This is a genomic window from Rhodococcus sp. PAMC28707 (genome assembly GCF_004795915.1).
In the GTDB taxonomy this organism is placed as follows: Bacteria; Actinomycetota; Actinomycetes; order Mycobacteriales; family Mycobacteriaceae; genus Rhodococcoides.
Genome location: NZ_CP039253.1, coordinates 4,434,598 through 4,459,308 on the forward strand (window position 1 = coordinate 4,434,598; position 24,711 = coordinate 4,459,308).

A 24,711-nucleotide genomic window follows, 5' to 3' on the forward strand; every position below is an offset into this window, starting at 1 on the left:
AAAGCATTGTGATACTTTTTATTCATGGAAGCGGCAACTCACACGTTGGTAACCAAAAATACCGATGACGCGCAGCAAGTGCGTCCGGTCGAGAAGGGCAAGGTCAAGACTCGCCGTGTCTTCAAGGGGCCGGGAGTGACGATGATTCGTTTGACCATCGATTCCGGTGCCGTGATGACCGAGCACACTGCGGCGGTACCCATTGTGTTGCAGTCTATTTCAGGAAATGCGGTGATCGAGGTCGGCGGCGAACGGATCGACATGTCGGCCGGGGCGATAGTTCATGTCGATGCACACGTACCGCACTCTGTCGAAGCGATCACCCCAGCTCACCTACTGCTCCTCTTGCTCGAACGGGCTCCGTCCGAGAAGGCGAAGACACCAGAAGCCATCCAGGAGCCGGCGCGATCCGATGTGGTCCTCGCCAGCACCGGCGCCGATGCCGCCGCTATCGAGGCAGTCCTGAATCGGCACGCTGAAGTATCCGGCGCGCTGTCCGGCTACGCGACGCGTGTGATCGACGCCGCGAGCGCGGGGGATCAGGGCTTGGCCGTTGGGACGCGTATCGAACTACTCGCGTGGTGCAGCGGTCCGTTGGCCGATCTCCTCGACGCCGAGGCAGTACATTTCGGTCGGGCTTTGCGCGAGATCGACGAGGCATTGGCAGATCGAGTCGTCCACGAGCGCGACGCGGTCGTTGCGTCGAGCCTCCGGGTAGCGGACGTGCAGTCCGCTGCGGAGGGCGCTGCCGAGGTCGCGGGCCTGCGGGTGCACGTCGGGCAGTACCTGCGTACCTATGAAAGCCGCGTGCTGCCTGCTCTCGCCCAGTCGAAGGCGACATCCTTGGCTACGCTGTGGGCGAATGTAGAGGCCAAGACGTCGACTGTCGCTGCGGGAGAGGCTCATCCGCCGACCGATCATGTCTGCGAATGCGGTGTCGTGGACGAGCCGGAGTTGCCCGAACTCGATGTGCGCACCGTTCCGCATGCCATCCGTCACGCTACCGTTTTCGGTGCCCTCGATGCCGTGCATGCCGGGGCGGGGATGATTCTGATCGCGCCACATGATCCGCTGCCCTTGCTGGCTCAGATCGAGCAACGGACGCCCGGGCGGTTCGAGGTCAGCTACCTCGAGCGCGGACCGCAAGCGTGGCGACTGCAGCTGTCCAACACCGCCCCGCACGACGGATGAAGGTAGACGCCCTACGTGTCTCGTACGTTCTGGGCGTGTGCTTCGTCATCGCCGGTGGGCTCGTCGCTGCGGTGACTGGCCCACTGGGCCTCGAGCGCGGAAGTTGGCTCGCGGCTTACTCGGTATTGGTGTGTGGTGTCGCACAATGCGCACTAGCGGTCGGCCACACGGTAACCGGCGCCCCCGCTCCGACATCGCAGCTGTCATGGATTCGGCTGGCCGGCTGGAATCTGGGCAATCTGCTGGTGATTATCGGTGCGCTACTGCGGGTTCCGATCCTCGTCGACATCGGGGCGGTCCCGTTGGTGATCGCGTTGGTACTCACTCTTCGGTCGACCCGGCACGCTCGCCGGCGGATACCTGCGGTCGGCTATCGCTTGGTGCTACTCGTACTGATCGTGAGCATCCCGATCGGAGTGACTCTGAGTCACGCTCGGGCCGCAACGGCGTCTGCCGAACCCGCTCATGCCACGATCGAATCCTGGTAATCGGTATGGCACCCGATGCGGGGAAAGGCACTGGGCGAAACACGACACCCTGGCGGGTGTCGGTTCACAATCGATCTTCGACCTGTACTACGTGGTGCCCTCGGTGAGACTCGAACTCACACTGGACGGGTTTTGAATCCGTTTCCTCTGCCAATTGGGATACGAGGGCTGGCATCTTCAAGCAACGATTGACGAGTCTAGAAGATGCGCCACGGGGGTGTTGCACCGGTACCCTTCAAAGGCTCGAGCACTGATGGGCGATGACTGTCGAAGGAGACTGGTACGTATGAATGCTCCTGTTGCGCAAGGTAGTGGCAAGCCCGCACTTCGTGTCGTAGTTGCCGAGGACGAATCCCTGATTCGCCTCGACCTCGTGGAAATGCTTCGCGAGGAAGGGTACGAGGTGGTGGGTGAGGCGGCCGACGGGCAAGAAGCGGTGGATCTGGCCATCGAACTTCGACCCGATCTGGTGATCATGGATGTGAAGATGCCTCGTCGCGACGGCATCGACGCCGCATCGGAAATTGCCGAGAAGCGCATCGCACCTGTGGTGATCCTGACCGCATTCAGTCAGCGAGAACTCGTCGAGAAGGCGCGGGATGCGGGTGCCATGGCGTATCTGGTCAAGCCGTTCTCGAAGGCCGATCTGATACCGGCCGTCGAACTTGCGGCCAGTCGATACACGGAGATCTCTTCGCTGGAGAGCGAGATCGTCGATCTGCAGGAGCGACTCGAAACGAGGAAGCTGATCGAGCGCGCGAAAGGCAAGTTGATGGAGTCTCAGTCGCTGACCGAGCCAGCGGCGTTCAAGTGGATTCAACACGCAGCGATGGACCGTCGGACGACGATGAAAGCCGTGGCACTCATCATCATCGAGACTCTGGACAACACTGCGTAAGCGAGGGTTTTCGGCTTCGGCGGAGTGCACAGGCTACGGCCACGTAAAACTTGTACCCGTCAGGTCACAGTAAGGTCACGAGCCTCGTTCTCGCTGATCGCAAATCGCCTCGGACAGCTACCGTCTGATCCACACAAGAGCCTCATACGACTCAGGTGTGCTTCATAGCGATGAGCAAACCAAGGAGACCCTAGATGGCAAAACGGACCTACGTCCGCACGGCTGCGGTGTTGGGTGCTGCATCATTGGCACTGTTCGGATGTTCCTCGAACGACGATTCGAATTCGAGTGACAGCACCAGCGCCGCTGGCGGCGGAAGCTCGGCAGCAGAAGAGACAGTCTCGACCGACTGCACGCCTGAAATGGCCACTGCGGGCGCAACGCCGGTCACAACCCCGCTTGTCGTGGGAACTCTGCTCCCCGAGACCGGAACTCTCGCGTTCCTCGGGCCGCCTGAGGTTGCAGGTGTGCAACTCGCTGTCAACGACGTGAACGAGGCCGGTGGCGTACTCGCCCAGCCCGTCCAGCTCATCCCCGGCGACTCGGGTGACACGACCACCGATACTGCAACGACGACCGTCGACCGTCTGCTCGCCGGTGGTTCCGACGTCATCATCGGTGCAGCGTCGTCCTCGGTGTCCCTCAAGGTAATCGACAAGATCGCCAGTGCAGGCGTCGTCCAGTTCTCACCGGCCAACACCTCCGATCAGTTCGTCTGCTACCCCGACAAGGGGCAGTACTTCCGTACCGCGCCGACCGACGTGCTGCAGGCACAGGCGCTCTCGAAGCTCATCGCCGAAGACGGCGCACAGCGCGTGTCCATTCTCGCGCTGAACGACCCCTACGGAACGGGCCTCGCCAGCAACACCGTCGATAATCTCGAGGCTGCAGGCATTCCGTCGGATCAGATTCAGAAGATCATCTACGATCCCAACGCGCAGTCCTTCAATGCCGAGGTCGACGACGTGAAGACGTTCGCACCCGATGCCGTCGCGATTATCGGCTTCGAGGAATCGGCGAAGATCATCACCCGTATGCATGAGGTCGGCATCGGACCGTCCGACGGAATGGCAGTCTTCGGCGTCGACGGCAACATGGGTAACGCACTCGGAGAATCCGTGGCAAAGCCGTTGCTGGACACGATGAGAGGCACGACGCCGCTTACCGACGTCGGCCCGGCATTCCAGGACCGACTCAAGGCCATCAACCCGGCCCTGGTGGACTTCAACTATGCGGGGGAGTCCTACGACGCGGTGGTGATCTCAGCGCTCGCCGCCGAGCAGGCCAAGTCCACGGCCGGCACGGATATCGCTGCAAACATCAACAGCGTCACCAAAGACGGCACCAAGTGCACCAGCTATGCGCAGTGCCTGCCCCTCGTCAAGGCTGGAACCGATATCGACTACGACGGCATCACCGGTGCGCTGAACTTCACCGACGGCGGCGAACCCGCCACCGGTTCCTACGGCAACCTGGTCTTCGGGCCGGACAACACACTGACCACAGATGGATTCATCGTCGTTGGTGAATGATCGGTAGTACTTTCGAAAAGAGCGGCCAGGCAACGAGTTTCAACTCGGCGCCTGGTCGCTTTTTGCTCGACGTCGGTACGACGAACCCTGCACCCCCGTACCCGAAATTCGAGTACGGGGGTGCAGTCGAACGCGGGTGTGCGTGTGTGTGGAGGGGGGTTACTTCTCCTTGCTTCCTGCCAACGTTCCGAGGTACAGCTCGATCACCTTCGGGTCGTTCATCAGATTGGTCCCGGTGTCGGTGTAGGCATTTCGGCCCTGATCGAGGACATAGCCGCGGTCGCAGATCTGAAGACACCGTCGCGCGTTCTGCTCGACCATGATGATCGAGACGCCTGCCGCATTGATCTTCTTGCAGCGGATGAACACTTCGTCCTGGAACATCGGCGACAGGCCCGCCGACGGCTCGTCGAGCAGCAGTACCGACGGTTCCATCATGAGCGCGCGACCCATCGCGACCATCTGGCGTTCACCGCCGGACAGTGCGCCTGCCTTGACCCTTTTGCGCTCACCCAGGAGTGGGAAGAGTTCGCTGACGAACTCGAAGCGCTCCGCGAACTTCTTGGGACGCAGATAGATTCCCATTTCGAGATTCTCTTCGATGGTCAGCGACGGGAAGACGTTCTGCGTCTGCGGGACGTATCCGACGCCTTTCGTCACCAGTACGTGCGCCTCGGCCGATGTGATGTTGTCACCGCGTAGCTTTACCGAACCTTCGCGGACGGGAATCAGCCCGAACAGAGTCTTCAACAGTGTCGACTTACCTGCCCCGTTGGGCCCGATGATGCCGACGATCTCGCCGTCCCGAAGGAAGAAGTTGCAGTCACTGAGGATGTTGACGCCGGGAATGTATCCCGCAACCAAGTTGTCGGCTCGCAGAAGCGCGCCTTCGGCCAGCCGAGCATGCTCTGCCGGGGTTGCGGCAAATTCTGCGGCGGTCAACTTTTGTGTATCGGGTTCGCTCATTTGTCGTCTTCTTCCTTGGCATTCTTGCCAGCGGCAGCAGAGCCCGGAACGACGTCCGGAGCGAAAAATTCGGGTTCCGACAGGTCACCACCGGCCTCGAGTTCTTCGGCCTCTGCCTGCGCGAGCGCTTCGGCCAGTTCGGCGGTCGCACCGACGGGGTTGCCATTCTCGTCGAACTCCAGAGCCTGGTCGTGGTGACTTCCCAGATACGCGTCGACGACAGCGCCGTTGTTCGACAGTTCCTCGGGCGTCGATTCGGCGATGACACTGCCCTGGGCCATGACGACGACCCAGTCGCTGATATCTCGGATGACGTCCATATCGTGTTCGACGAACACCACGGTCATTCCATCGTCGCGCAATGATTTGATATGCCCCAACAGGCTTTGCGTGAGAGCAGGATTGACCCCTGCCATCGGCTCGTCGAGCATCACCACAGCTGGGTCGGTCATGAGCGCACGGGCCATCTCGAGCAGTTTGCGCTGCCCGCCAGACAACGAGCCGGCGAGATCGTCCGCCTTGGCGTCGAGCTTGAATCGAGCCAAGAGTTCCTGGGCGCGTTCGGTGATCTCCCGCTCCTGGGCTTTCCACGTCCATGGCATCAACGTGTTGAGAATGCGTTCGCCCTTCTGACCGGTAGCGCCGAGGCGGACATTGTCCAGGACAGTGAGCTTCGAGAGTGCTTTCGTCAGCTGAAATGTGCGCACGACGCCTTTGCGGGCAACCTGATGCGGATGCATCTTCCCGAGCGACTGTCCATCCATCGACCAGGTGCCGGTGTCGGGTCGATCGAAACCGGTCAGCAGATTGAACAGGGTGGTTTTGCCTGCGCCGTTCGGACCGATGAGTCCGGTGATGCAGCCGCGCTGAATCTCGAGGTGGGCAACATCGACCGCCTTGAGCCCGCCGAACGTCCGTGAGACGCCGTCGACGACCAGGGTCGGGTCGGGCTTCGGTGCGCCGGGAGTGCTCGGTACGCCTGCGAACAGTGCCGTTCGTTCTTCGGAACTGAGAGCTTTGGCAGCGCGTGCGGCCAAAGTCGATGAGGTGTCAGGCATTGAGTTGGACCTCTCGCTTGTTCCCGAGAATACCCTGGGGTCTGAAGACCATCAGTACGGCGATCAGGATCCCCAACAGCACGAATCTAGTCGCACCGACCTGCTGCTCGCTGAGGTCGAGCAGAGGATCGGGGCCGGTGATCGCCTGGCGAAGGATGGCGTCGGGGATCGACAGTAGGAACCAGAACAACATGGCACCGAGCACCGGTCCGAACACCGTCGCGGCACCGCCGAGAATCAGAGCTCCGAATGCGAAGAAGGTCTGCGCGGTGGAGTAGAAGTCAGGGTTGATGGATTTGGTCTGCAGTGCGTTGAACACACCACCCATGCCGCCGATGACACCGCCCATGACGAGGGCCTGCATCTTGTAGACGAACACGTTCTTACCCAGCGAACGCGCAGCGTCCTCGTCCTCGCGCACGGCCTTGAGGACGCGGCCCCAAGGGCTGTGTGTGAGCAGGTATACGAAGCCACACAGAACGAGTACGAGCGTCCAACCCACCACCATCGACCACAGGTCGTCGCCATAGAATTTGACGCCCAGGAACGAGTACTGCTTCCCCGAGTCGAAGGGGCTCAGCGACGTGAACGGATCAGCGAAACCGAACAGTCCGTTGGTAGATGCAGTCACCGAATCCGTAGCGGTCGAGCGGAAGACGAGTCTGAGTATCTCCGAGGCCGCGATCGTGACGATAGCCAGATAGTCCGCCCTCAGCCGGAGCGTCGGGATGCCGAGGACGAGCGCGAGTAGTCCGGCGGCACCGAGACCGACGAGGATACCGACCCACAACGGCTGCTGATAGGTGACCGTCATGATGCCGACGCCGTATCCGCCGAGCAGGGCGAACCCGATCTGGCCGAAGTTGAGCAGACCCGCATAACCGAAGTGCAGGTTCAAGCCGATGGCGAGTAATGCGTAGAAGATTGCCGACGGACCGATCAGCTGCGCGAGTGAAACTTGAAGAGCCGCAAGAATATCCATCAGTTCACCCGATCCTTTGCCGCGAGCCGAGTATGCCCTGAGGTCTGACGACGAGGATGAGAATCAAGACGAGCAGGCCTCCGATGTATTTGAGATCGGGATTGATGAACATCGTCGACCACTGCACGAGCAGCCCCACGATCACGCAGCCGAGGAGCGCCCCGTATGCGGTTCCGAGCCCGCCGAGGGTGATCCCGGCGAACATGAGGAGGAGCAGCTTGAAGCCCATCTCCCATTGCACGCGACCGCCGAGTTCGGACAGTCCGAACAGGACGCCACCGAGAGCAGCGAGCCCGCCGCCCATGCACCAGACGAATGTCACGACGCGTTCGACATTGATGCCCGACGACGCCGCGAGGTCGCGGTTGTCCGCGACAGCGCGCATCGCTTTGCCGATCCGAGTGCGTTGCAACATGAGCGCGACGCCGACGAGCACGACGATGCTGATGATGATGCACGCCAGATTGACGTTGGTGATGGCGAACGGACCCCATTCGTTCTGGGTCTGCGCCTGGTAGTCGTCGAAGGGCTCGGCGCGGTCGGAGAAGAAGATGAGGATCAGGTACCGCAGCGCGATCGCAAGGCCGATGGACACCACCAGTTGTGCGATCAGACCGGTCTTGCGTTTTCGCAGTGGTCTCCAGAGGGCCGCGTTGTTGAGCCATCCGATGGCGACGCCGACGATGACGGCCAGGATCGTGGCATAGATCAGTTGAATACCCATGCTGACGTTGAACACCCAGGCAGCTACGGCGCCGAGAGTGACCAGTTCACCGTGCGCGAAGTTGGTCAGGCCGGTGGTGCCGAAGATGAGGCTGAGACCGACTGCGGCGAGGGCGATCACGAGACCGAAACGGAAGCCGTCGACCGTGGTCCTGATGAATTTCTCGTAGAAGGGAACCTCGTTGGAGGTGCGGGCTTCACCGAACGAAAAGATCACGGTGTTCGTGCGTCCGGCGGCAATCTCGCGCTGCACTTCGCCCTGAACGCTGACCCCGTCGGGAAGCGTGTTGGAGTCGACCTCGAAAGTGTATGACCCTGGGGATAATTCGAGGGTCCAGCGTCCACCCTTCTCGGATGTCGTTCGAGCGACCTCGGCGCCGGTCGAATCGCGCGCCAGTACGTCGACGTCGGTCAGGCGTTCGCCACCGTTGTTGAGGCTGCCACTGACGGGGACGGCGTCGGCGGCAGGTGGTTGAGATATCGACGACGGTGGGGGAGTCGGCGTCGGTTCCTGGGCCAGTGCGGTACCGCCGAACGTCATGGCGGCTATGGAGCCGAGGATCGCCAGAAGGAGGGTTTGTTTGATGAAGTGAAGCGGGGTTCGGCTGCGATGCCGAAGTCGAATCTTCCTACGGGTCCATCGAACAATTGGGGCCACGCACGTCCTCCGGACGGTTGTCGGTTGAGCCTCGAGACCTCGGCTGCTGCAATTGTGGGACTGTAACCGTCGAAAGCGCACGAAATCGGAGTCTTGAATTTCCGGAAAGTATCGTTTGTGTTTCGAACTACCCGGTCGGTGGTTCGGGCTGGGAGTCGCATCCACTGACGCGGTGTCGGAGCGTCTACTTAGACTGGTCAACCGTGAGCCCCATAACCGAGCACAGCGCAGCATCGAAACCCTCGACCGGCAGTTCCGCCGACGGTGAGCAGCCGACGCTGTTGCTGATCGACGGTCACTCCATCGCCTTTCGCGCGTTCTTCGCGCTGCCTGTGGACAACTTCAAGACCACCAGCGGCCAGACCACCAACGCGGTGTACGGGTTCACCTCCATGCTGATCAACCTCCTTCGAGACGAGAAGCCGACGCATATCGCGGCGGCGTTCGATGTGTCTCGGCAAACGTTCCGGGCTGAGCGGTTCCCGGCCTACAAGGCGAACCGAAGTAAGACGCCCGACGAGTTCGCCGGTCAGGTGGACATCACCAAGGACGTCCTCGGTGCCATGGGTATCCCGGTGATGGCCGAAGCCGGGTTCGAAGCAGACGACATCATCGCGACATTGGTGACTCAAGCGGAAGCGCTCGGCTATCGGATCCTCGTGGTGACGGGTGACCGAGACGCGCTGCAGCTCGTCACCGACAACGTCACTGTGCTGTATCCGAAGAAGGGTGTCTCCGAGCTCACTCGGTTCACCCCGGAAGAGGTCACCATCAAGTACGGCCTCACACCGGCGCAGTACCCGGATTTCGCTGCGCTGCGCGGAGACCCGAGCGACAACCTGCCCGGTATCCCCGGTGTCGGCGAGAAGACGGCCACCAAGTGGATCGTGGAGTACGGCTCCCTGGAAGAGCTCGTCAACAACGTCGACAAGGTCAAGGGCAAGGTGGGTGACTCGCTGCGGGCAAACCTGTCCGGCGTGGTGCTCAACCGCGAACTCACCGAGATGGTGCGTGACGTTCCACTTCCGTACACGCCGGATCAGTTGGAGCTGGCGCCGTGGGATCGCGAGAAGATCCATGCGCTGTTCGACGATCTCGAGTTTCGAGTGTTGCGCGATCGGTTGTTCGACACCCTGTCCTCCACGGAACCCGAAGCAGAGGAAGGCTTCGACGTGCGTGGTGGCGTCGTCCCGGTGGGTGAGCTCGCACAGTGGCTCGCGACTCACGCCTCCACAGGGGAGCGTCACGGCCTCTCGGTCGTCGGCCCGAGACGACCGTTCGACAGCGACGCGCTGTCGATCGCGATTGCCGCATCCGACGGCGAAGGTGGCTTCGTCGATACCAGCTCTTTGGATCCATCGGACGAGCAGGCACTGGCGGCATGGTTGGCCGATGCCGGTCAACCGAAAGCGCTCCACGAGGCAAAATGGGCAATCCACGCGTTGCGTGGTCGCGGTTGGACCTTGGGCGGCTTGACAAGCGACACTGCACTTGCCGCGTACCTTGTCCGACCGGGTCAACGGACGTTCAACCTCGACGACCTGTCGCTGCGGTATCTCAAGCGCGAACTGCGCGTCGAGGATTCCGTCGAAGGCCAGCTTTCACTGCTCGACACCGAGGACGTCGCGGAAGCGGCCGTGGCGGAGGGCGAGATACTGCGCGCCCAAGCAATTCTGGATCTTGCTGCCGCACTGGACGACGAGTTGGCGGCGATCGAATCGAGTTCACTGCTCTCGGAGATGGAACTACCGCTGCTGTCGTTGCTCGCGGACCTCGAGGCGACCGGCATCGCTGTCGACGAAACGCATCTTGGTGAGCTGCAGAGCCAGTTCGCCGACAAGGTGAGCGAAGCCGCCAATGCTGCCTACGAAGTCATCGGCAAGCAGATCAATCTCGGTTCCCCGAAACAGCTGCAAGTGGTGCTGTTCGACGAACTCGAAATGCCGAAGACGAAAAAGACGAAGACCGGCTACACCACCGATGCCGATGCGCTGCAAGGGTTGTTCGAGAAAACCCAGCATCCGTTCTTGAAGTTCCTGCTCGATCACCGTGATGCGACACGCATGAAGGTCACCGTGGACGGGTTGCTCAAGTCGATCGCCGACGACGGACGAATTCACACCACGTTCAATCAGACCGTGGCAGCCACCGGCAGGTTGTCCTCCACCGACCCGAACCTGCAGAACATTCCGGTTCGAAACGAGGCCGGACGCCACATCAGAGACGGCTTCGTCGTGGGCGAGGGGTACAGCACGCTCCTGACCGCTGACTACAGTCAGATCGAGATGCGAATCATGGCCCACGTGTCCGGCGATGCCGGCCTCATCGAGGCCTTCAACACCGGTGAAGACCTGCACAGTTTCGTAGGCTCGCGCGCGTTCGGCGTGCCCATCGAGGACGTCACCCCCGAACTACGCCGACGTGTGAAGGCCATGTCCTACGGACTTGCCTACGGACTCAGTGCTTTCGGCTTGGCCGCGCAGTTGAAGATTTCGACAGAAGAGGCCAAAGCGCAGATGGAGGCCTACTTCTCGAGATTCGGTGGGGTTCGGGACTACCTGCGAAACGCCGTCGAAGAGGCGCGAAAGGTCGGATACACCTCGACTCTCTACGGCCGCAGGCGCTACCTACCCGACCTCAACAGTGACAACCGTCAACGTCGTGAGGTTGCCGAGCGCGCTGCGCTGAACGCGCCGATTCAGGGGACGGCAGCGGACATCATCAAGGTGGCGATGATCGACGTTCACAACTCCTTGGCGGAATCGGGGCTCCGATCACGAATGTTGTTGCAGGTGCACGACGAACTGGTCCTCGAGGTCGTCGAATCCGAGCGCGAGCAGATCGAGCACTTGGTTCGAGACAAAATGTCCTCGGCCATCGAGCTTTCCGTTCCGCTCGAGGTGTCCGTCGGCACCGGAACGAGCTGGGACCAGGCTGCACACTAGACAGTCGCCTGCATGCAGGGAACAAGAAAGCCGGTCGCAAATGCGACCGGCTTTCTTGTTCGTTCAGGCCTGAATCATTCGGCTGGAGCGTCGGCTGTCTGCTCTTCGATCTGTGCCTTCACCACGTCCATGTCGAGCGCCTTGATCTGTACTACCAGATCTTCCAGTGCTGCCGCAGGCAGTGCACCCGGCTGCGCGAACACGAGAATTCCCTCGCGGAACGCCATGATCGTGGGAATCGACTTGATGTTGGCGGCGGCGGCGAGTCCCTGCTCTGCTTCCGTATCCACCTTGGCATGCACCACGTCTGGATGCTCCTCGGAGGACTTCTCGAATGTCGGTGCGAACTGGCGACACGGGCCGCACCAGGACGCCCAGAAGTCGACGAGTACCACGTCGTTGCCTCCGACGATGTCGTCGAAGTTCTGCTGAGTCAGTGTCTGTGTAGCCACGACTACCCTTTCATCGGTGTTTTCGTTCTCTAGAGTCCCTCAACGCACCACTGTGCCGAAAGCTTCCCGAACCTGCAGGCTGGCCCCGCAGTCAAGCCGGTTGCGGTGACGCGCGGAATGTTCGCCGATAAGAATTGGGTGTCGTGCACCGCACACGCACGAAATGCTGACGCGTCACCGCTGCGTTCGCCGAACGATCCATTCGCGCTTCTCTTCGCCGTCCCATCGTCTCAACGCGGAGGTGGTGCCGACGAGATCGGGCTGCGCAGAATCGAGGCGGAGCAGAGCCTCGGCCAGTTCGACTCGGGTCATGCGTCGTGCGAGTGTGACGTGCGGAGTCCATTTTCCGGGTGCGGTATGCGAACGAGAACCGTCCGCATCGCCTATCACCTCGGATACCCGCGCGTGAATATCGATGAGTCTCCTCGACGGCACGACCAGTCGAGCCAACGTCGCGTGTCTGCCACGGAAGACCACGAATGCACCAAGTCTGACGGGCATGTCGACCAGAAGGTATTCGTCGTGCACCCGGGTGTCGAACTCGTTCATCTCGTCGGCAACCGACAACGTGATGTGTGGACGATTCGAGATGCCCATGTGCCTACCTTGGCTGGGTAGGTCTGCTTCGAGTAGTAGTTGCCATTCCCGTCTGACGGCAGCGTCGAGCGTGTCGTCGAGGAGCAATTCCAATGACTGGACCATAGTGAGTCATGATGTCTCACATGGCGCACGAAGACGCTCGGACACTGAGAATCGGGTCGATGCTCGGCGACGGGATCGGCCACGAGATCGTGCCTGCCGCGATGCGCGTCGTCGACGCGGCAGTGGGCGCGGAGACTTCGCTGCGGATCGAGTGGGTCGAACTGCCGCTCGGACGGGAGGCGATCGACTCGCACGGAACACCGATCCCGGACTCGACGCTGGAAGAGTTGGCGACACTGGACTCGTGGATTCTCGGGCCGCACGACAGTGCGTCCTACCCGGAGCCCTTTCGTTCGCAGCTCACGCCGGGTGGTGTGGTGCGCAAAAAGTTCGACCTGTTCGCCAATATCCGTCCCGCGCGTGCGTACCCGGACGTTCGAGCATTGTCACCGGAGATGGACCTCGTCGTTGTCCGCGAAAACACCGAAGGCTTCTACGCCGACCGAAACATGTTCCTCGGTAGCGGGGAGTTCATGCCGACACCCGACGTAGCACTCGCCGTCGGAGTCTTCACCCGTACCGCCTGCGAACGGATTGCGCGCGAAGCTTTCACGTTGGCGCGCACGCGCCGCAAGCACGTCACCATCGTGCACAAGACGAATGTTCTGTCGATGACGACGGGTCTGTTTCGCGATGCCTGCCGAACCGTCGCCGAGGACTTTCCGGATGTCACCGTAGACGAGGAACACATCGACGCCCTGGCCGCTCATCTCGTCAGGAGGGGTGGTGATTTCGACGTGATCGTCGCCGAGAACATGTTCGGTGACATCCTTTCCGATCTTGCCGGAGAGCTGTCCGGGTCCCTGGGAATGGCGCCGTCACTCAATTCCTCGGAGTCCAAAGCAATGGCCCAAGCCGCCCACGGCTCGGCTCCGGACATCGCAGGCAAAAACGTTGCGAATCCGACCGCATTGTTTCTCTCGTCCGCGATGCTGCTCGATTGGCTCGGCGATCACAGCGGCGACGATCGGCTTCGTCATGCCGCCAAGCGCATCCGTCACGCGGTAGAGGGCACCCTCGGCTCCGGCGTAGCTACGGCAGATCTCGGCGGTAGGGCATCGACGAGCGAGTTCACCGAGACCGTCGTCGCCAGAACCTTGCGGGTCTGAGCGACGCACAAGAGAATATGGCCGAACGGAAACGACGCCGTACGCTCGACCCCCGCGTTACTGTTCGATTACCTGCACTACATAGGTGACAGCTGTCGTCTAAGTTCGTATCTCTGGCAACATCGCACGCCGCGATGTGCTGTTTCGATTTCTGGAGGCATTCTCTTGTTTGCACGCTCGTATTCGAGGCCCGCGCGAATCATTCTGGCGCTCAGTGGCGCCGGGGCTCTTCTGCTGACGGCATGCGCTCAGAACACCGAGGACGGAGGCGCTCCGGCCGCCGATGAGAAGGCAGCGGTGGAGATCACCGAGGTGGCCGAAGTCGCCGCGACGCTCCCGCAGAAGAACCAGGACTCCGGCATGTTGGTCGTCGGTGTCAACGTTCCTTACTCGCCCAACGAGTTCAAGGACGCCTCCGGCAAGATCATCGGCTTCGATGTCGACCTGATGGATGCAGTCGCAGGTGTGCTGGGAGTCACCGCCCAGTACGAGGAGGCAGACTTCGACCGGATCATTCCGTCGGTGCAGGCCGGAACCTACGACCTGGGTATGTCGTCGTTCACCGACACCAAGGAACGTGAAAACTCGGTCGACTTCACGACGTACTTCAACGCCGGCACTCAGTGGGCGCAGCAAGCGGGCGGCAAGGTAGACCCCACCGACGCGTGCGGACTCAAGGTCGCAGTCCAGACGACGACGATCCAAGACCAAGAGGAAGTTCCGGCCAAGAGCGCAGCGTGCGTGGCAGCGGGGAAGCCCGCCATCGACATTCTGAAGTTCGACAGCCAGGACGACGCGGCCAATGCTCTCGTTCTCGGACGGGTCGACGCCATGTCGGCGGACTCACCGGTGACTGCCTACGCAATCAAGCAGACCGGTGACAAGCTCGAAGCTGCGGGTGAGGTCTTCGACTCCGCTCCGTACGGCTACCCGGTTGCCAAGGGATCGCCGCTGGCCGCGTCGTTGCAGCAGGCTGTGCAATACCTGATCGACAACGGTCAGTACCAGACCATTGCCGAGAACTGGGGCGTCGAAGCCGGCGTGATCAAGGAAGCAAAGATCAACGGCGCAGTCAGCTGATGTCGATATCGATCCAGATTCGTGGGGGAGGGGGCGTCGAGTGTCCACCTCTGCGGTGAATCCCTCCGAACACAGCGAGGGAGCCGATCAGGTACCCATCAAGGCTATTCCGTTGCGGCATCCGGGTAGGTGGGTAGCGGCACTGGTCGTGATTGTCTTGTTTGCACTGTTCGCTTACGGAGCAGCGACAAATCCAGCCTTCGCTTGGGACACGTACGGTCGGTACCTGTTCGACTCGAGGATCGGCACAGGTGTCGGTTTGACGGTGCAACTCACCGTGTACTCGATGATCATCGCTGTCGTGCTGGGCGTCGTGGTGGCCGTGATGCGGTTGTCGCCGAACCCGGTTCTTCGAAGCGCCGCATGGGTCTATCTGTGGGTCTTTCGTGGAACTCCGATCTACGTCCAGCTCGTGTTCTGGGGCCTCCTTCCGTCGATCTACAAGGAGGTGGCGCTCGGAATACCGTTCAGCGTGCAGTTCGCCACGTTCGATCTTCAGGCGCTCTACAACGCCTTTTGGTTCGCAGTCATCGGCTTGGCCTTGAACGAGGCCGCCTATATGGCCGAGATCGTCCGAGCGGGTGTCAACTCCGTTGGTGAAGGACAGGTTGAGGCATCGACGGCGCTCGGGATGTCCTGGTCGCAGACGATGCGCCGAACTGTGCTGCCGCAGGCGATGCGTGTGATCATTCCGCCGACCGGCAACGAGTTGATCAGTCTGCTCAAGACCACCTCGCTCGTTGTAGCAGTCCCGTTCACCGGTGATCTCTACGGCCGCGCACGGGATATCTCTGGCGCGAACTTCGAGCCGATACCGTTGCTGCTGGTGGCATCGACCTGGTATCTCGTCATCACGAGCGTGATGATGGTCGGTCAGTATTATCTCGAGCGTCACTATTCGAAGGGCGTGTCGCGAACCTTGACGAATCGTCAACTGCAGGCTCTCGCTGATGCCCAGGGCGGCAAGCCACTGATGGCGCCGCGTTCCTCCGAGGGTGGTGCGATGTGAGTCCCATGGTCAAGGCCGACCAGGTGTGCAAGAGCTTCGGTGCGCTACGGGTTCTCAACGGGATCTCGCTCGAAATCGACAAGGGCCAGGTCCTGTGCATGGTGGGGCCTTCGGGTTCAGGAAAGTCGACATTTCTGCGGTGCATCAATCACCTCGAGCAGGTCAATGCAGGCCGTCTCTACGTGGACGACGAACTGGTCGGGTACGAGGAGAAGAACGGCAAGCTCTACGAACTCCATCCGAAGAAGGCTGCCAAACAGCGCAGCGACATCGGTATGGTCTTCCAGCATTTCAATTTGTTTCCGCACCGAACGGCGCTCGAAAACATCATCGAAGCTCCGACTCAGGTCAAAAAGATCAAGAAGAAGGACGCGACCGCACGAGCTATGGAGCTCTTGGACCGGGTCGGGCTCAGTGAGAAGTCGGGCGCGTATCCGGCTCAGCTCTCCGGTGGCCAACAGCAGCGCGTTGCCATTGCGCGGGCGCTCGCCATGGATCCAAAGCTGATGCTGTTCGACGAGCCGACCTCAGCCCTCGATCCCGAACTGGTCGGCGAGGTCCTCGGTGTGATGAAGCAACTCGCCAAGGACGGTATGACGATGATCGTCGTCACCCACGAGATGGGTTTCGCACGGGAAGTCGCAGACCAGCTCGTCTTCATGGACGCCGGAGTGGTCGTGGAAACCGGGGAACCGCGGTCGCTGCTCGCGAACCCGCAACACGATCGCACCAAGCTGTTTCTGTCCAAGCTGCTCTAGTCGGGCTTCCTGCAGCTGAAGATAGCGGTGCCCGGAAAAAGTTGCCCACGGAGCGGACTCCACTGTCCCCACTCCTGATCGAGCCATTCGGGCCAGTCGGGTTCGATGATGTCGCGCACCTCGAGGCCTGCTGCAACGATTTCGCGGACCCGATCGCCGATCGTGCGGTGGTGCTCGACGTACGTAGGTGTGCCCTCGCTGTCGAACTCGACATACGGCGTTCGGTCGAAGTATGGAATGGACGCGGTCAACCCGGCTTCCCCCGGGTCATCCGGAAAGATCCATCGCATCGGGTGGTTGACGGCGAATACCCAGATTCCACCCGGTGCGAGGATTCGCGCGACCTCGGCCATCACGTTCGCCGAATCGGCGACGAAGGGTACCGCCCCGAACGCAGAGCAGGCGATGTCGAAACTTTCGTCCGCGAAGGGTAAAGACTCTGCGCTCGCCTGAATCAACGGCACAGTTGAGCCCCCGGCGGCCATCGCGTCGAGTCCCCGAGCAAGCATGCCCGCGGAGATGTCCAGACCGACGGCATGTGCGCCGTGAGCAGCCAGCCAGCGGGCGCACGGCGCTGATCCGCAGCCCACCTCGAGGATGCGCTTGCCGGATATCTCACCGAGGAGGTGGGCGTCACCCTCGTGTAGTCCTTCCGGGCACCAGACGAATTCGCCCTGCTCGGATCCGACACCGAGGAACTCGCCGTGAGTGCGGTGATACTCGTCCGCATCCGAATCCCACCACGAGCGGCTTGCTCGATCACTGGCCTGCGAGCTGAGCCTCCTGCGACCAGGGTGAATCGGTAACTGTGGTTCGGCCGGTGGGGTGTTTGGAGGGAGCGAACTATCGGTCATCGACGACACGTTAGTCGGGTTTGCCGCAGTGTGATCATCTCGCGTACCCTGTTGGACGCGAGTGTGTACATGCTGCGGGCCAGCGCTGATCGAGTGTCCGATTCTCGGACTCGAGAACAATGCCGGGTGCAGCGGTTCTGCAGAACCTTTTCGGGAACATTCTTGTCCGCCGTTTGTTCCACTGACTGGATCTACAGTTCAGCACTTGTTCCAACACTCGTTTCACAGTCCGACCGAACATCCATCAACCGATACCCAACCCGTCCGGAGCAACTCAACACATGCCCTCAACCACTACCTCACCGCAGGTGGCCGTAAACGATATCGGCTCCGCAGAGGATTTTCTCGCGGCGATCGACGCCACGATCAAATACTTCAACGATGGTGACATTGTCGAAGGCACCATCGTCAAGGTCGATCGTGACGAGGTCCTGCTCGACATCGGTTACAAAACCGAAGGTGTCATTCCTTCCCGCGAGCTCTCCATCAAGCACGACGTCGACCCCAACGAGGTCGTCTCCGTGGGAGATGCGATCGAAGCACTCGTTCTCACCAAGGAGGACAAGGAAGGCCGTTTGATCCTGTCCAAGAAGCGAGCTCAGTACGAGCGCGCTTGGGGCACGATCGAAGAGCTCAAGGAGAAGGACGAGGCCGTCAAGGGCACCGTCATCGAGGTCGTCAAGGGTGGACTCATCCTCGACATCGGTCTCCGTGGCTTCCTTCCCGCCTCGCTCGTCGAGATGCGTCGTGTCCGCGACCTCCAGCCGTACGTCGGCAAGGAGATCGAGGCCAAGATCATCGAGCTCGACAAGAACCGCAACAACGTGGTCCTGTCGCGCCGCGCATGGCTCGAGCAGACTCAGTCCGAGGTTCGCAGCGAGTTCCTGCACCAGCTCCAGAAGGGGCAGGTCCGCAAGGGCGTCGTCTCCTCGATCGTCAACTTCGGTGCATTCGTGGACCTGGGCGGCGTCGACGGACTCGTGCATGTGTCCGAGCTTTCCTGGAAGCACATCGATCACCCGTCCGAGGTTGTCGAGGTCGGCACCGAGGTCACCGTCGAGGTTCTCGACGTCGACCTGGACCGCGAGCGCGTTTCTCTCTCGCTCAAGGCGACTCAGGAAGATCCGTGGCGCCAGTTCGCTCGCACACATGCGATCGGTCAGATCGTTCCCGGTAAGGTCACCAAGCTCGTTCCGTTCGGTGCGTTCGTTCGCGTCGAAGAGGGCATCGAGGGCCTCGTGCACATCTCCGAGTTGGCCGAGCGCCACGTGGAGGTTCCGGACCAGGTCGTGGGTGTCGGCGACGACGCACTCGTCAAGGTCATCGACATCGATCTCGAGCGTCGTCGTATCTCGTTGAGCCTCAAGCAGGCCAACGAGGACTACGCAGAAGAGTTCGATCCGTCCAAGTACGGCATGGCCGACTCGTACGACGAGGGTGGCAACTACATCTTCCCCGAAGGCTTCGACTCCGAGACCAACGAATGGCTCGAAGGTTACGAGAAGCAGCGTGAAGAGTGGGAAGGCCGCTACGCCGAGGCTGAGCGTCGTCACAAGATGCACACCGCTCAGATGGAGAAGACAGCCAAGGACGAAGCTGCCGAGGCTGCCAACACCAACTACTCCTCGGAGTCGGGCCAGGCCCCTGCCGAAGCAGAAGGCGATGCTCCCGCAGCATCGGCTCCGGCTTCGACCGGTGGATCGCTTGCCAGCGACGCACAGCTTGCTGCGCTGCGCGAGAAGCTGTCGGGCAACGCCTGATAGAAGTAGTCCACCTGTAAGGGTGTGAGAGTATGCCCCGGTTCTGTACTTCAGAGCCGGGGCATTTCTTCGTTGATAGCGCGGGTCGAGTTACATCAGGACCCGTTATGCGAACGCAAAAATAGACCCGATCCAATGTGGATTCGGGCCCATTTTCAAATTCGATGGGGTCTGGCTCAGCCTGCGACGGCGGGACTCCACTGACCGACGGTGGATGTCCGCTTGCGCATGGTGGCGAAGCTGTGTCGAGCCGGGCTCAGCAACGTGGTGAACCAGTTTCGCCGATGGTCGGCCAACGCCAGGGCAATCTCGGGGATAAGCACGCAGTGAACACCCAAGTCCATGCCGAGACGGTGCCGACCCTGGTGGATCTGATTGCTTCGCATCGAAGGGTCCTTTTCGCTAGCAGTGGGTCGGCAGATATTTATCTCGCACGTCGAAGATAACGGACATGACGGTAAAGCTGGTGCATTTGGGGCTGGTGTGCTTCGGCGTGTTCGATGACAGACTGGACACCATGTTGAGACTCGGCCTCACCGGAGGCATCGGAGCAGGGAAGTCCACAGTGTCGAAGATTCTCGCGGGGCTCGGTGGTGTTTTGGTGGACGCCGACGTGATCGCGAGAGAAGTAGTCGAGCCAGGGACTGATGGCTTGGCGCAACTCGTCGACACATTCGGCGAGGACATTCTCGGGCCGGACGGAGCACTCGACCGTGCTGCACTCGCGGCCAAGGCATTTCGCGACGACGAATCGCGAGGGAAACTGAATGCGATCGTCCACCCTCTGGTGGGGCAGCGAACCTCGGAACTCGTCGAGGGCGCACCCGAGGACGCAGTGATAGTTCAGGACATTCCGCTGTTGGTCGAGGGCAAGATGGGTGCACTGTTCCATCTCGTAGCCGTGGTCTACGTGGACTCGGAAGAGCGCGTGAAACGTTTGGTCGGGCAGCGGAAGATGATCGAGCAGGACGTCCGTGCACGGATCGCAGCCCAGGCGACCGATGACGCGCGACGTGCCGCGGCCGACGTCTGGATAGACAACAGTGGTGCGCCCGGTGATACCGAAGATGTGGCGCGCAGCCTGTGGTTCGACCGGCTCGTACCGTTCGAACGCAACATCCGTGAGGGCACCGTTGTCACTGCCCGCCCCACCCTTGTGGAGTCGGATCCAACATGGGCGGACCAGGCAGGTAGGTTGGTGGCCCGTATTGCGGTCGCCTGCGGAAGTGCAGCCGTTCGAATCGATCACATCGGATCGAGTGCTGTTGCCGATATGGAAGCGGTCGACACCATCGACATCCAGATCACGGTTACCGGGCTGGGCGTCGCCGACTCGCTGACAGAACCGTTGGGCAGAATCGGCTTTCCTCGCATCCAGCACATCGAATCGGACGATCCCAAGCCCGCGTACGGCATCGGGGGAGAAGCAGATCCTGCGGTGTGGGGCATGCGATTTCATGGAGCTGCCGATCCGGGCCGAACGGCCAACATCTACGTCAGGGTCGACGGCTGGCCGGCTCAGCAGTTCTCGCTCGTATTTCGTGATTGGCTCCGCGCTGATCCTGCTGCCGCTGCCGAATACCTCGATATCAAGGCAAGAGCAGCCGCGGTCGCCGAGGGGATTGCCGACGATCAGGAAGCTGTCACCGCGTACACGGATGCGAAGGCGCCATGGTTCGATCGAGCCTACGCTCGTGCGTGGGAATGGGCCGAAAAGACCGGTTGGCAGGCCTAACGGGCAGCTTGCGGGCGCCACGTGGTCGGCATCCCGATCGATGCCAACCACGCGTCCAGGTCGTAGTCGAACCGAGCAAGTCCATCGATTGCCGTCACGGCACGGTGCATCGCAAGCTCGGCCGTCTCCGCGTCGAGGTGATGCTCCACGCGTGCCTGCAAGAGTTCGTCCGCATCGAGGAGGTCGAATCCGCGCCCGGTTCTCACCGTGATGTCGAGGTAATGGTCGGTCGACGTCCAGACGTGCGGCGCAGCTACGAATTCACCGATGTCGACATAGTAATTTTGATCACGTCGGTGTCCCGGTAGGTAGTGGAATATCGACGCACGTATTCCGAGGCTCGGGAGCAGCCAGGACTGTAGATAGTCGAACTGGGGATGGTCGGACGGCCTGGCCATGTACAGACCCCAGGGCTCGGCCCGGTACTCGTCAACGGGGCGAACGACGCCCTTGGGGTCGGTGTTCGTCGACGCGTCGAGGTCGAAGTATTCGACTTTGGGGGCGTGCACGTGCACTCGAGTAGCCTCTGCGGCGTGTCCGTCCATGACTGACCAAGTTACCTGTTCGGTTTCAATCTGCGCGGTCGAACGCCGCATCGCCTCGAACGTGTCAGTAGTCGCGTCTAACCTGTAAAGCATGGCCTTTGCATCCGAACATCCCGTGGTGGCTCACTCGGACTTCCGCCCCGTCGGAGACATCGAACGCACGGGGCCCGCATTCGAGGTCGTCAGTGAGTACGAGCCGGCCGGAGATCAGCCGGCCGCCATTGCCGAGCTCGAGCGCCGGATCAGGGCCGACGAGAAGGACATCGTGTTGCTCGGTGCCACCGGTACCGGTAAGTCCGCAACGACGGCTTGGCTCATCGAGAAGCTGCAACGCCCCACGTTGGTGATGGCCCCGAACAAGACCTTGGCCGCACAGCTCGCCAACGAGCTACGAGACATGCTTCCCAACAACTCGGTCGAGTATTTCGTGTCGTACTACGACTACTACCAACCCGAGGCGTACATCGCTCAGACAGACACCTACATCGAGAAGGATTCCTCGGTGAACGACGACGTCGAGCGGTTACGGCACTCTGCCACGGCCAGCTTGCTCTCACGGCGCGACGTAGTGGTTGTCGCGTCGGTTTCCTGTATCTACGGTTTGGGCACACCGCAGTCCTACGTAGATCGGTCCATCGAGCTGCAGGTAGGTGTCGAGGTTCCCCGCGATGCCCTGTTGAGGCTTCTGGTGGATGTGCAGTACACCCGCAACGACATGGCCTTCACTCGTGGTTCGTTCCGGGTTCGAGGCGACACCGTCGAGATCATTCCCTCGTACGAAGAGCTGGCGATTCGGATCGAGTTCTTCGGAGACGAGATCGAGGCGCTGTATTACCTGCACCCTCTGACCGGTGACGTCGTCCGTCAGGTGGACTCCGTCCGGATCTTCCCTGCCACGCACTACGTTGCAGGCCCGGAGCGTATGGAGAAGGCAGTCAAGAACATCGAGGCGGAACTCGAGGATCGGCTCGCCGAGCTGGAGGGCAAGGGCAAGCTGCTCGAAGCTCAGCGACTGCGCATGCGCACTCAGTACGACCTGGAGATGATCAAACAGGTTGGTTTCTGCTCCGGTATCGAGAACTATTCGCGGCACATCGACGGAAGAGGCCCAGGCACAGCGCCCGCGACGCTGATCGACTACTTTCCCGAGGATTTCCTCATGGTAATCGACGAGTCCCATGTGACCGTCCCTCAGATCGGCGCGATGTACGAGGGCGATATGTCCCGCAAACGCAACCTGGTCGAATTCGGTTTCCGGTTACCGTCGGCGACGGACAACCGGCCATTGACATGGGAAGAATTCACCCAGCGAATCGGGCAAACCGTGTACCTGTCGGCGACGCCGGGCAAGTACGAACTGGGGCAGACCGGTGGAGAATTCGTCGAACAGGTCATTCGTCCCACCGGACTCATCGATCCAGCGGTGGTCGTCAAGCCGACCAAGGGGCAGATCGACGATCTCGTTCACGAGATTCGTATCCGTGCAGAGAAGAACGAGCGCATCTTGGTCACCACACTGACGAAGAAGATGTCCGAGGACCTCACCGACTATTTGCTCGAGCTCGGCATCAGAGTCCGATACCTTCACTCCGACATCGACACTCTGCGAAGAGTGGAGTTGCTACGCCAACTGCGGCTCGGGGAGTACGACGTTCTGGTCGGTATCAACCTCCTACGTGAGGGGCTCGATCTGCCGGAGGTGTCACTCGTTTCGATTCTCGACGCGGACAAGGAAGGCTTCCTCCGTAGCGGCACCAGCTTGATCCAGACAATTGGCCGCGCAGCTCGTAATGTGTCCGGCGAGGTTCACATGTACGCGGACAAGATGACGGATTCGATGAAGTACGCCATCGAGGAAACCGATCGTCGGCGCGAGAAGCAGGTGGCATACAACAAGGAAAAGGGCGTCGATCCGCAACCACTTCGAAAGAAGATCGCGGACATCCTCGATCAGGTGTACGAGGAGGCCGACGACACCGACGAATCGGTGGAAGTCGGTGGTTCCGGGCGTAATTCGAGTCGGGGTCGTCGTGCACAAGGCGAGAAGGGGCGAGCCGTCAGTTCAGGCGTATACGAGGGGCAGGACGTCAAGTCGATGCCGCGGGCCGAGCTGGCAGCCCTGGTGAAGAACCTCACCGACCAGATGATGAATGCAGCTCGCGAGTTGCAGTTCGAGCTTGCAGGCAGGCTACGGGATGAAATCCAGGACCTGAAGAAGGAACTCCGCGGGATGGACGCGGCGGGTCTGAAGTAACGCGGATGCGGTCATACAGTAGCCAACGCGCCGCGACCACGCCGTAGTAACGCGCCGCGGCCACGCCGTAGTTACGCGCCGCGACCACGCCGTAGTTACGCGCCGCAACGCGGTGTCCGGACGTTCGCTACGGTTTACGACATGGACGCATCCACTGCCGGCCGGAGTGCCCGCGCACTCGAACTTCTTCATTCGGTGGCGTACTTCGTCCCAGAGACTCAGAACGGGCTGGTGGAAGCGGGCCTAGCCGGGCGTGCCTGCTATTTCGCTGGGCGTGCTGCGCCATTGGGCGCGGTGGGGGCTGGAGTTGTGACAGCTACTTTCTACAATTTCAACCGTGAGCTGATTGCACCGTTGATTCCTGCTGCGTGGTCGATATGTGCCCCGGAAAAGATCATGGAGATCCGCTACCGCGCGTTGGACGCCGCCTTCACGAGGCTTCTGGGTGCTGACGTTATTTCTTCGCACGAGATGAGCGAAGTTGCCGAACTTGCTTCGATAGCTGCTCGCGGAATTCCCGGTGACGATGGACGACCGCTGTATTCCGCGTACGCCGAACTCGAATGGCCGACGTCACCGCACCTCGTTCTGTGGCATGCTCTGACGCTTCTTCGCGAGCACCGCGGGGATGGACATATCGCCGCCCTGCAGACCGCCGAATTGAACGGTATCGAAGCCTTGATCACCCACACCGCAACCGGGTACGGCTTCGAAAAGGAGTTCGCGCGTAAGCGTCGTGGCTGGTCGGTCGAGCAGTGGGACGAGGCCGTGGGGGCACTTGCCGATCGTGAAATCCTCGACGCGGACGGTGCGTTGACCGAGCACGGGCAGGACATTCGCACCCTTGTCGAGGACATCACGGACGATCTGGCGCTCGCTCCGTGGGCTTCGTTGGGTGAAGACGGCGCCGCGCGTCTGGTCGAGCTCGCGTCGCCATGGCGCGACGCACTTCTCGCTCAGAAGGTGTTCCCGGACGGCATCTTCGGGCCTGCCGTCAAAAAATAGCGCGTCG

22 protein-coding genes and 1 tRNA gene are annotated in these 24,711 nt (G+C 61.1%); 13 read left to right on the forward strand and 10 right to left on the reverse strand.

Features of this window, described 5'->3' with window-relative positions:
- The first annotated feature begins 24 nt into the window (after positions 1-24).
- Together E5720_RS20225 and E5720_RS20230 are read left to right on the forward strand one after the other, a co-directional pair.
- Positions 25-1,191: a DUF2249 domain-containing protein gene (locus E5720_RS20225; protein ID WP_136172113.1), complete on the forward strand. Its 1,167-nt coding sequence runs from the start codon at positions 25-27 to the stop codon at positions 1,189-1,191.
- Positions 1,188-1,679 carry a hypothetical protein gene (locus E5720_RS20230; protein ID WP_136172114.1) on the forward strand — a complete coding sequence of 164 codons (492 nt, stop codon included), beginning with the start codon at positions 1,188-1,190 and terminating at the stop codon, positions 1,677-1,679. The genes E5720_RS20225 and E5720_RS20230 overlap by 4 nt, the downstream gene beginning before the upstream one ends.
- A 92-nt stretch (positions 1,680-1,771) precedes the next feature.
- On the opposite strand, the gene E5720_RS20235 is transcribed toward E5720_RS20230, so the two are convergent.
- Positions 1,772-1,848, reverse strand: a tRNA-Leu gene (locus tag E5720_RS20235).
- Positions 1,849-1,965: 117 nt separating this feature from the next.
- Here E5720_RS20235 and E5720_RS20240 point away from each other — a divergent pair.
- Both E5720_RS20240 and E5720_RS20245 read left to right on the forward strand, forming a co-directional pair.
- Positions 1,966-2,577 carry a response regulator gene (locus E5720_RS20240; protein ID WP_136172115.1) on the forward strand — a complete coding sequence of 204 codons (612 nt, stop codon included), beginning with the start codon at positions 1,966-1,968 and terminating at the stop codon, positions 2,575-2,577.
- 194 nt (positions 2,578-2,771) lie between these two features.
- Positions 2,772-4,109 carry an ABC transporter substrate-binding protein gene (locus E5720_RS20245; protein WP_136172116.1) on the forward strand — a complete coding sequence of 446 codons (1,338 nt, stop codon included), beginning with the start codon at positions 2,772-2,774 and terminating at the stop codon, positions 4,107-4,109.
- A 159-nt stretch (positions 4,110-4,268) separates the two neighbouring features.
- Here the strand turns inward: E5720_RS20245 and E5720_RS20250 are convergent, their stop codons facing one another.
- From E5720_RS20250 to E5720_RS20265, 4 genes are read right to left on the reverse strand one after another with little or no spacing between them, the layout of a single operon-like run.
- Positions 4,269-5,075, reverse strand: coding sequence for an ABC transporter ATP-binding protein (locus tag E5720_RS20250; RefSeq protein WP_136172117.1), 807 nt, complete (start codon positions 5,073-5,075; stop codon positions 4,269-4,271).
- On the reverse strand, positions 5,072-6,133 hold the full coding sequence (locus E5720_RS20255) for an ABC transporter ATP-binding protein (RefSeq protein ID WP_136172118.1): 1,062 nt from the start codon (positions 6,131-6,133) through the stop codon (positions 5,072-5,074). The genes E5720_RS20250 and E5720_RS20255 overlap by 4 nt, the downstream gene beginning before the upstream one ends.
- Positions 6,126-7,115 (reverse strand): branched-chain amino acid ABC transporter permease, encoded by a 990-nt coding sequence (locus E5720_RS20260; protein WP_084346533.1) that lies wholly within the window; start codon positions 7,113-7,115, stop codon positions 6,126-6,128. The genes E5720_RS20255 and E5720_RS20260 overlap by 8 nt, the downstream gene beginning before the upstream one ends.
- 4 nt (positions 7,116-7,119) lie before the next feature.
- Complete coding sequence (locus tag E5720_RS20265) at positions 7,120-8,379, reverse strand: branched-chain amino acid ABC transporter permease (protein ID WP_136172851.1); 1,260 nt, start codon at positions 8,377-8,379, stop codon at positions 7,120-7,122.
- A 320-nt stretch (positions 8,380-8,699) separates the two neighbouring features.
- Here E5720_RS20265 and polA point away from each other — a divergent pair, with 320 nt between their 5' ends.
- Positions 8,700-11,441, forward strand: a complete 2,742-nt coding sequence (gene polA, locus E5720_RS20270) for a DNA polymerase I (protein ID WP_136172119.1) — start codon at positions 8,700-8,702, stop codon at positions 11,439-11,441.
- A gap of 74 nt (positions 11,442-11,515) precedes the next feature.
- Here polA and trxA read toward each other — a convergent pair whose 3' ends face one another.
- Both trxA and E5720_RS20285 read right to left on the reverse strand, forming a co-directional pair.
- Positions 11,516-11,893, reverse strand: a complete 378-nt coding sequence (trxA, locus tag E5720_RS20275) for a thioredoxin (protein ID WP_136172120.1) — start codon at positions 11,891-11,893, stop codon at positions 11,516-11,518.
- 174 nt (positions 11,894-12,067) lie between these two features.
- Positions 12,068-12,595 (reverse strand): 2'-5' RNA ligase family protein, encoded by a 528-nt coding sequence (locus tag E5720_RS20285; protein WP_136172121.1) that lies wholly within the window; start codon positions 12,593-12,595, stop codon positions 12,068-12,070.
- 20 nt (positions 12,596-12,615) lie between these two features.
- Here E5720_RS20285 and E5720_RS20290 point away from each other — a divergent pair, with 20 nt between their 5' ends.
- The 4 genes from E5720_RS20290 to E5720_RS20305 all read left to right on the forward strand — a co-directional run bounded on the left by E5720_RS20290 (position 12,616) and on the right by E5720_RS20305 (position 16,551).
- Positions 12,616-13,704 carry an isocitrate/isopropylmalate dehydrogenase family protein gene (locus E5720_RS20290; RefSeq protein ID WP_136172122.1) on the forward strand — a complete coding sequence of 363 codons (1,089 nt, stop codon included), beginning with the start codon at positions 12,616-12,618 and terminating at the stop codon, positions 13,702-13,704.
- Between the two features lie 165 nt (positions 13,705-13,869).
- The gene (locus E5720_RS20295) at positions 13,870-14,784 is read left to right on the forward strand and encodes an ABC transporter substrate-binding protein (RefSeq protein WP_136172123.1); all 915 of its coding nucleotides are present in this window, start codon (positions 13,870-13,872) and stop codon (positions 14,782-14,784) included.
- A 40-nt stretch (positions 14,785-14,824) separates the two neighbouring features.
- Complete coding sequence (locus E5720_RS20300) at positions 14,825-15,793, forward strand: amino acid ABC transporter permease (RefSeq protein ID WP_136172124.1); 969 nt, start codon at positions 14,825-14,827, stop codon at positions 15,791-15,793.
- Positions 15,794-15,798: 5 nt separating this feature from the next.
- Positions 15,799-16,551: an amino acid ABC transporter ATP-binding protein gene (locus E5720_RS20305; protein ID WP_084346526.1), complete on the forward strand. Its 753-nt coding sequence runs from the start codon at positions 15,799-15,801 to the stop codon at positions 16,549-16,551.
- Here E5720_RS20305 and E5720_RS20310 read toward each other — a convergent pair.
- Positions 16,548-17,405 carry a class I SAM-dependent methyltransferase gene (locus E5720_RS20310; protein WP_136172125.1) on the reverse strand — a complete coding sequence of 286 codons (858 nt, stop codon included), beginning with the start codon at positions 17,403-17,405 and terminating at the stop codon, positions 16,548-16,550. The genes E5720_RS20305 and E5720_RS20310 overlap by 4 nt on opposite strands.
- Positions 17,406-17,686: 281 nt before the next feature.
- On the opposite strand from E5720_RS20310, the gene rpsA reads away from it, so the two are divergent.
- Entirely contained in the window at positions 17,687-19,165 is a 1,479-nt protein-coding gene (rpsA, locus tag E5720_RS20315; protein ID WP_084346524.1) for a 30S ribosomal protein S1, read from the forward strand.
- Between the two features lie 176 nt (positions 19,166-19,341).
- Here the strand turns inward: rpsA and E5720_RS20320 are convergent, their stop codons facing one another.
- Positions 19,342-19,551, reverse strand: coding sequence for a hypothetical protein (locus tag E5720_RS20320; protein WP_084346523.1), 210 nt, complete (start codon positions 19,549-19,551; stop codon positions 19,342-19,344).
- Positions 19,552-19,682: 131 nt separating this feature from the next.
- Here E5720_RS20320 and coaE point away from each other — a divergent pair, with 131 nt between their 5' ends.
- A complete protein-coding gene (coaE, locus tag E5720_RS20325) occupies positions 19,683-20,900 on the forward strand; it encodes a dephospho-CoA kinase (RefSeq protein WP_136172852.1) in 1,218 nt (405 codons plus the stop codon).
- On the opposite strand, the gene E5720_RS20330 is transcribed toward coaE, so the two are convergent.
- Positions 20,897-21,409 carry a DUF402 domain-containing protein gene (locus E5720_RS20330; RefSeq protein WP_210730088.1) on the reverse strand — a complete coding sequence of 171 codons (513 nt, stop codon included), beginning with the start codon at positions 21,407-21,409 and terminating at the stop codon, positions 20,897-20,899. The two genes, coaE and E5720_RS20330, sit on opposite strands and share 4 nt — an antisense overlap.
- A gap of 127 nt (positions 21,410-21,536) precedes the next feature.
- Between E5720_RS20330 and uvrB the strand changes: the two genes are divergently transcribed.
- Positions 21,537-23,699, forward strand: coding sequence for an excinuclease ABC subunit UvrB (gene uvrB / locus E5720_RS20335; RefSeq protein WP_136172127.1), 2,163 nt, complete (start codon positions 21,537-21,539; stop codon positions 23,697-23,699).
- A gap of 141 nt (positions 23,700-23,840) precedes the next feature.
- Positions 23,841-24,704 carry a hypothetical protein gene (locus E5720_RS20340; protein ID WP_136172128.1) on the forward strand — a complete coding sequence of 288 codons (864 nt, stop codon included), beginning with the start codon at positions 23,841-23,843 and terminating at the stop codon, positions 24,702-24,704.
- Positions 24,705-24,711 lie beyond the last annotated feature (7 nt).

Coding starts and splice junctions, on each gene's coding strand:
- coaE (WP_136172852.1), top strand. CDS start 19,683: ATGTTGAGACTCGGCCTCACCGGAGGCATCGGAGCAGGGAAGTCCACA.
- E5720_RS20230 (WP_136172114.1), top strand. CDS start 1,188: ATGAAGGTAGACGCCCTACGTGTCTCGTACGTTCTGGGCGTGTGCTTC.
- E5720_RS20250 (WP_136172117.1), bottom strand. CDS start 5,075: ATGAGCGAACCCGATACACAAAAGTTGACCGCCGCAGAATTTGCCGCA.
- E5720_RS20305 (WP_084346526.1), top strand. CDS start 15,799: ATGGTCAAGGCCGACCAGGTGTGCAAGAGCTTCGGTGCGCTACGGGTT.
- E5720_RS20255 (WP_136172118.1), bottom strand. CDS start 6,133: ATGCCTGACACCTCATCGACTTTGGCCGCACGCGCTGCCAAAGCTCTC.
- E5720_RS20240 (WP_136172115.1), top strand. CDS start 1,966: ATGAATGCTCCTGTTGCGCAAGGTAGTGGCAAGCCCGCACTTCGTGTC.
- E5720_RS20290 (WP_136172122.1), top strand. CDS start 12,616: ATGGCGCACGAAGACGCTCGGACACTGAGAATCGGGTCGATGCTCGGC.
- E5720_RS20340 (WP_136172128.1), top strand. CDS start 23,841: ATGGACGCATCCACTGCCGGCCGGAGTGCCCGCGCACTCGAACTTCTT.
- E5720_RS20260 (WP_084346533.1), bottom strand. CDS start 7,115: ATGGATATTCTTGCGGCTCTTCAAGTTTCACTCGCGCAGCTGATCGGT.
- E5720_RS20225 (WP_136172113.1), top strand. CDS start 25: ATGGAAGCGGCAACTCACACGTTGGTAACCAAAAATACCGATGACGCG.
- E5720_RS20265 (WP_136172851.1), bottom strand. CDS start 8,379: ATGACGTTCGGCGGTACCGCACTGGCCCAGGAACCGACGCCGACTCCC.
- uvrB (WP_136172127.1), top strand. CDS start 21,537: ATGGCCTTTGCATCCGAACATCCCGTGGTGGCTCACTCGGACTTCCGC.
- E5720_RS20310 (WP_136172125.1), bottom strand. CDS start 17,405: ATGACCGATAGTTCGCTCCCTCCAAACACCCCACCGGCCGAACCACAG.
- rpsA (WP_084346524.1), top strand. CDS start 17,687: ATGCCCTCAACCACTACCTCACCGCAGGTGGCCGTAAACGATATCGGC.
- E5720_RS20320 (WP_084346523.1), bottom strand. CDS start 19,551: ATGCGAAGCAATCAGATCCACCAGGGTCGGCACCGTCTCGGCATGGAC.
- E5720_RS20245 (WP_136172116.1), top strand. CDS start 2,772: ATGGCAAAACGGACCTACGTCCGCACGGCTGCGGTGTTGGGTGCTGCA.
- E5720_RS20285 (WP_136172121.1), bottom strand. CDS start 12,595: ATGGTCCAGTCATTGGAATTGCTCCTCGACGACACGCTCGACGCTGCC.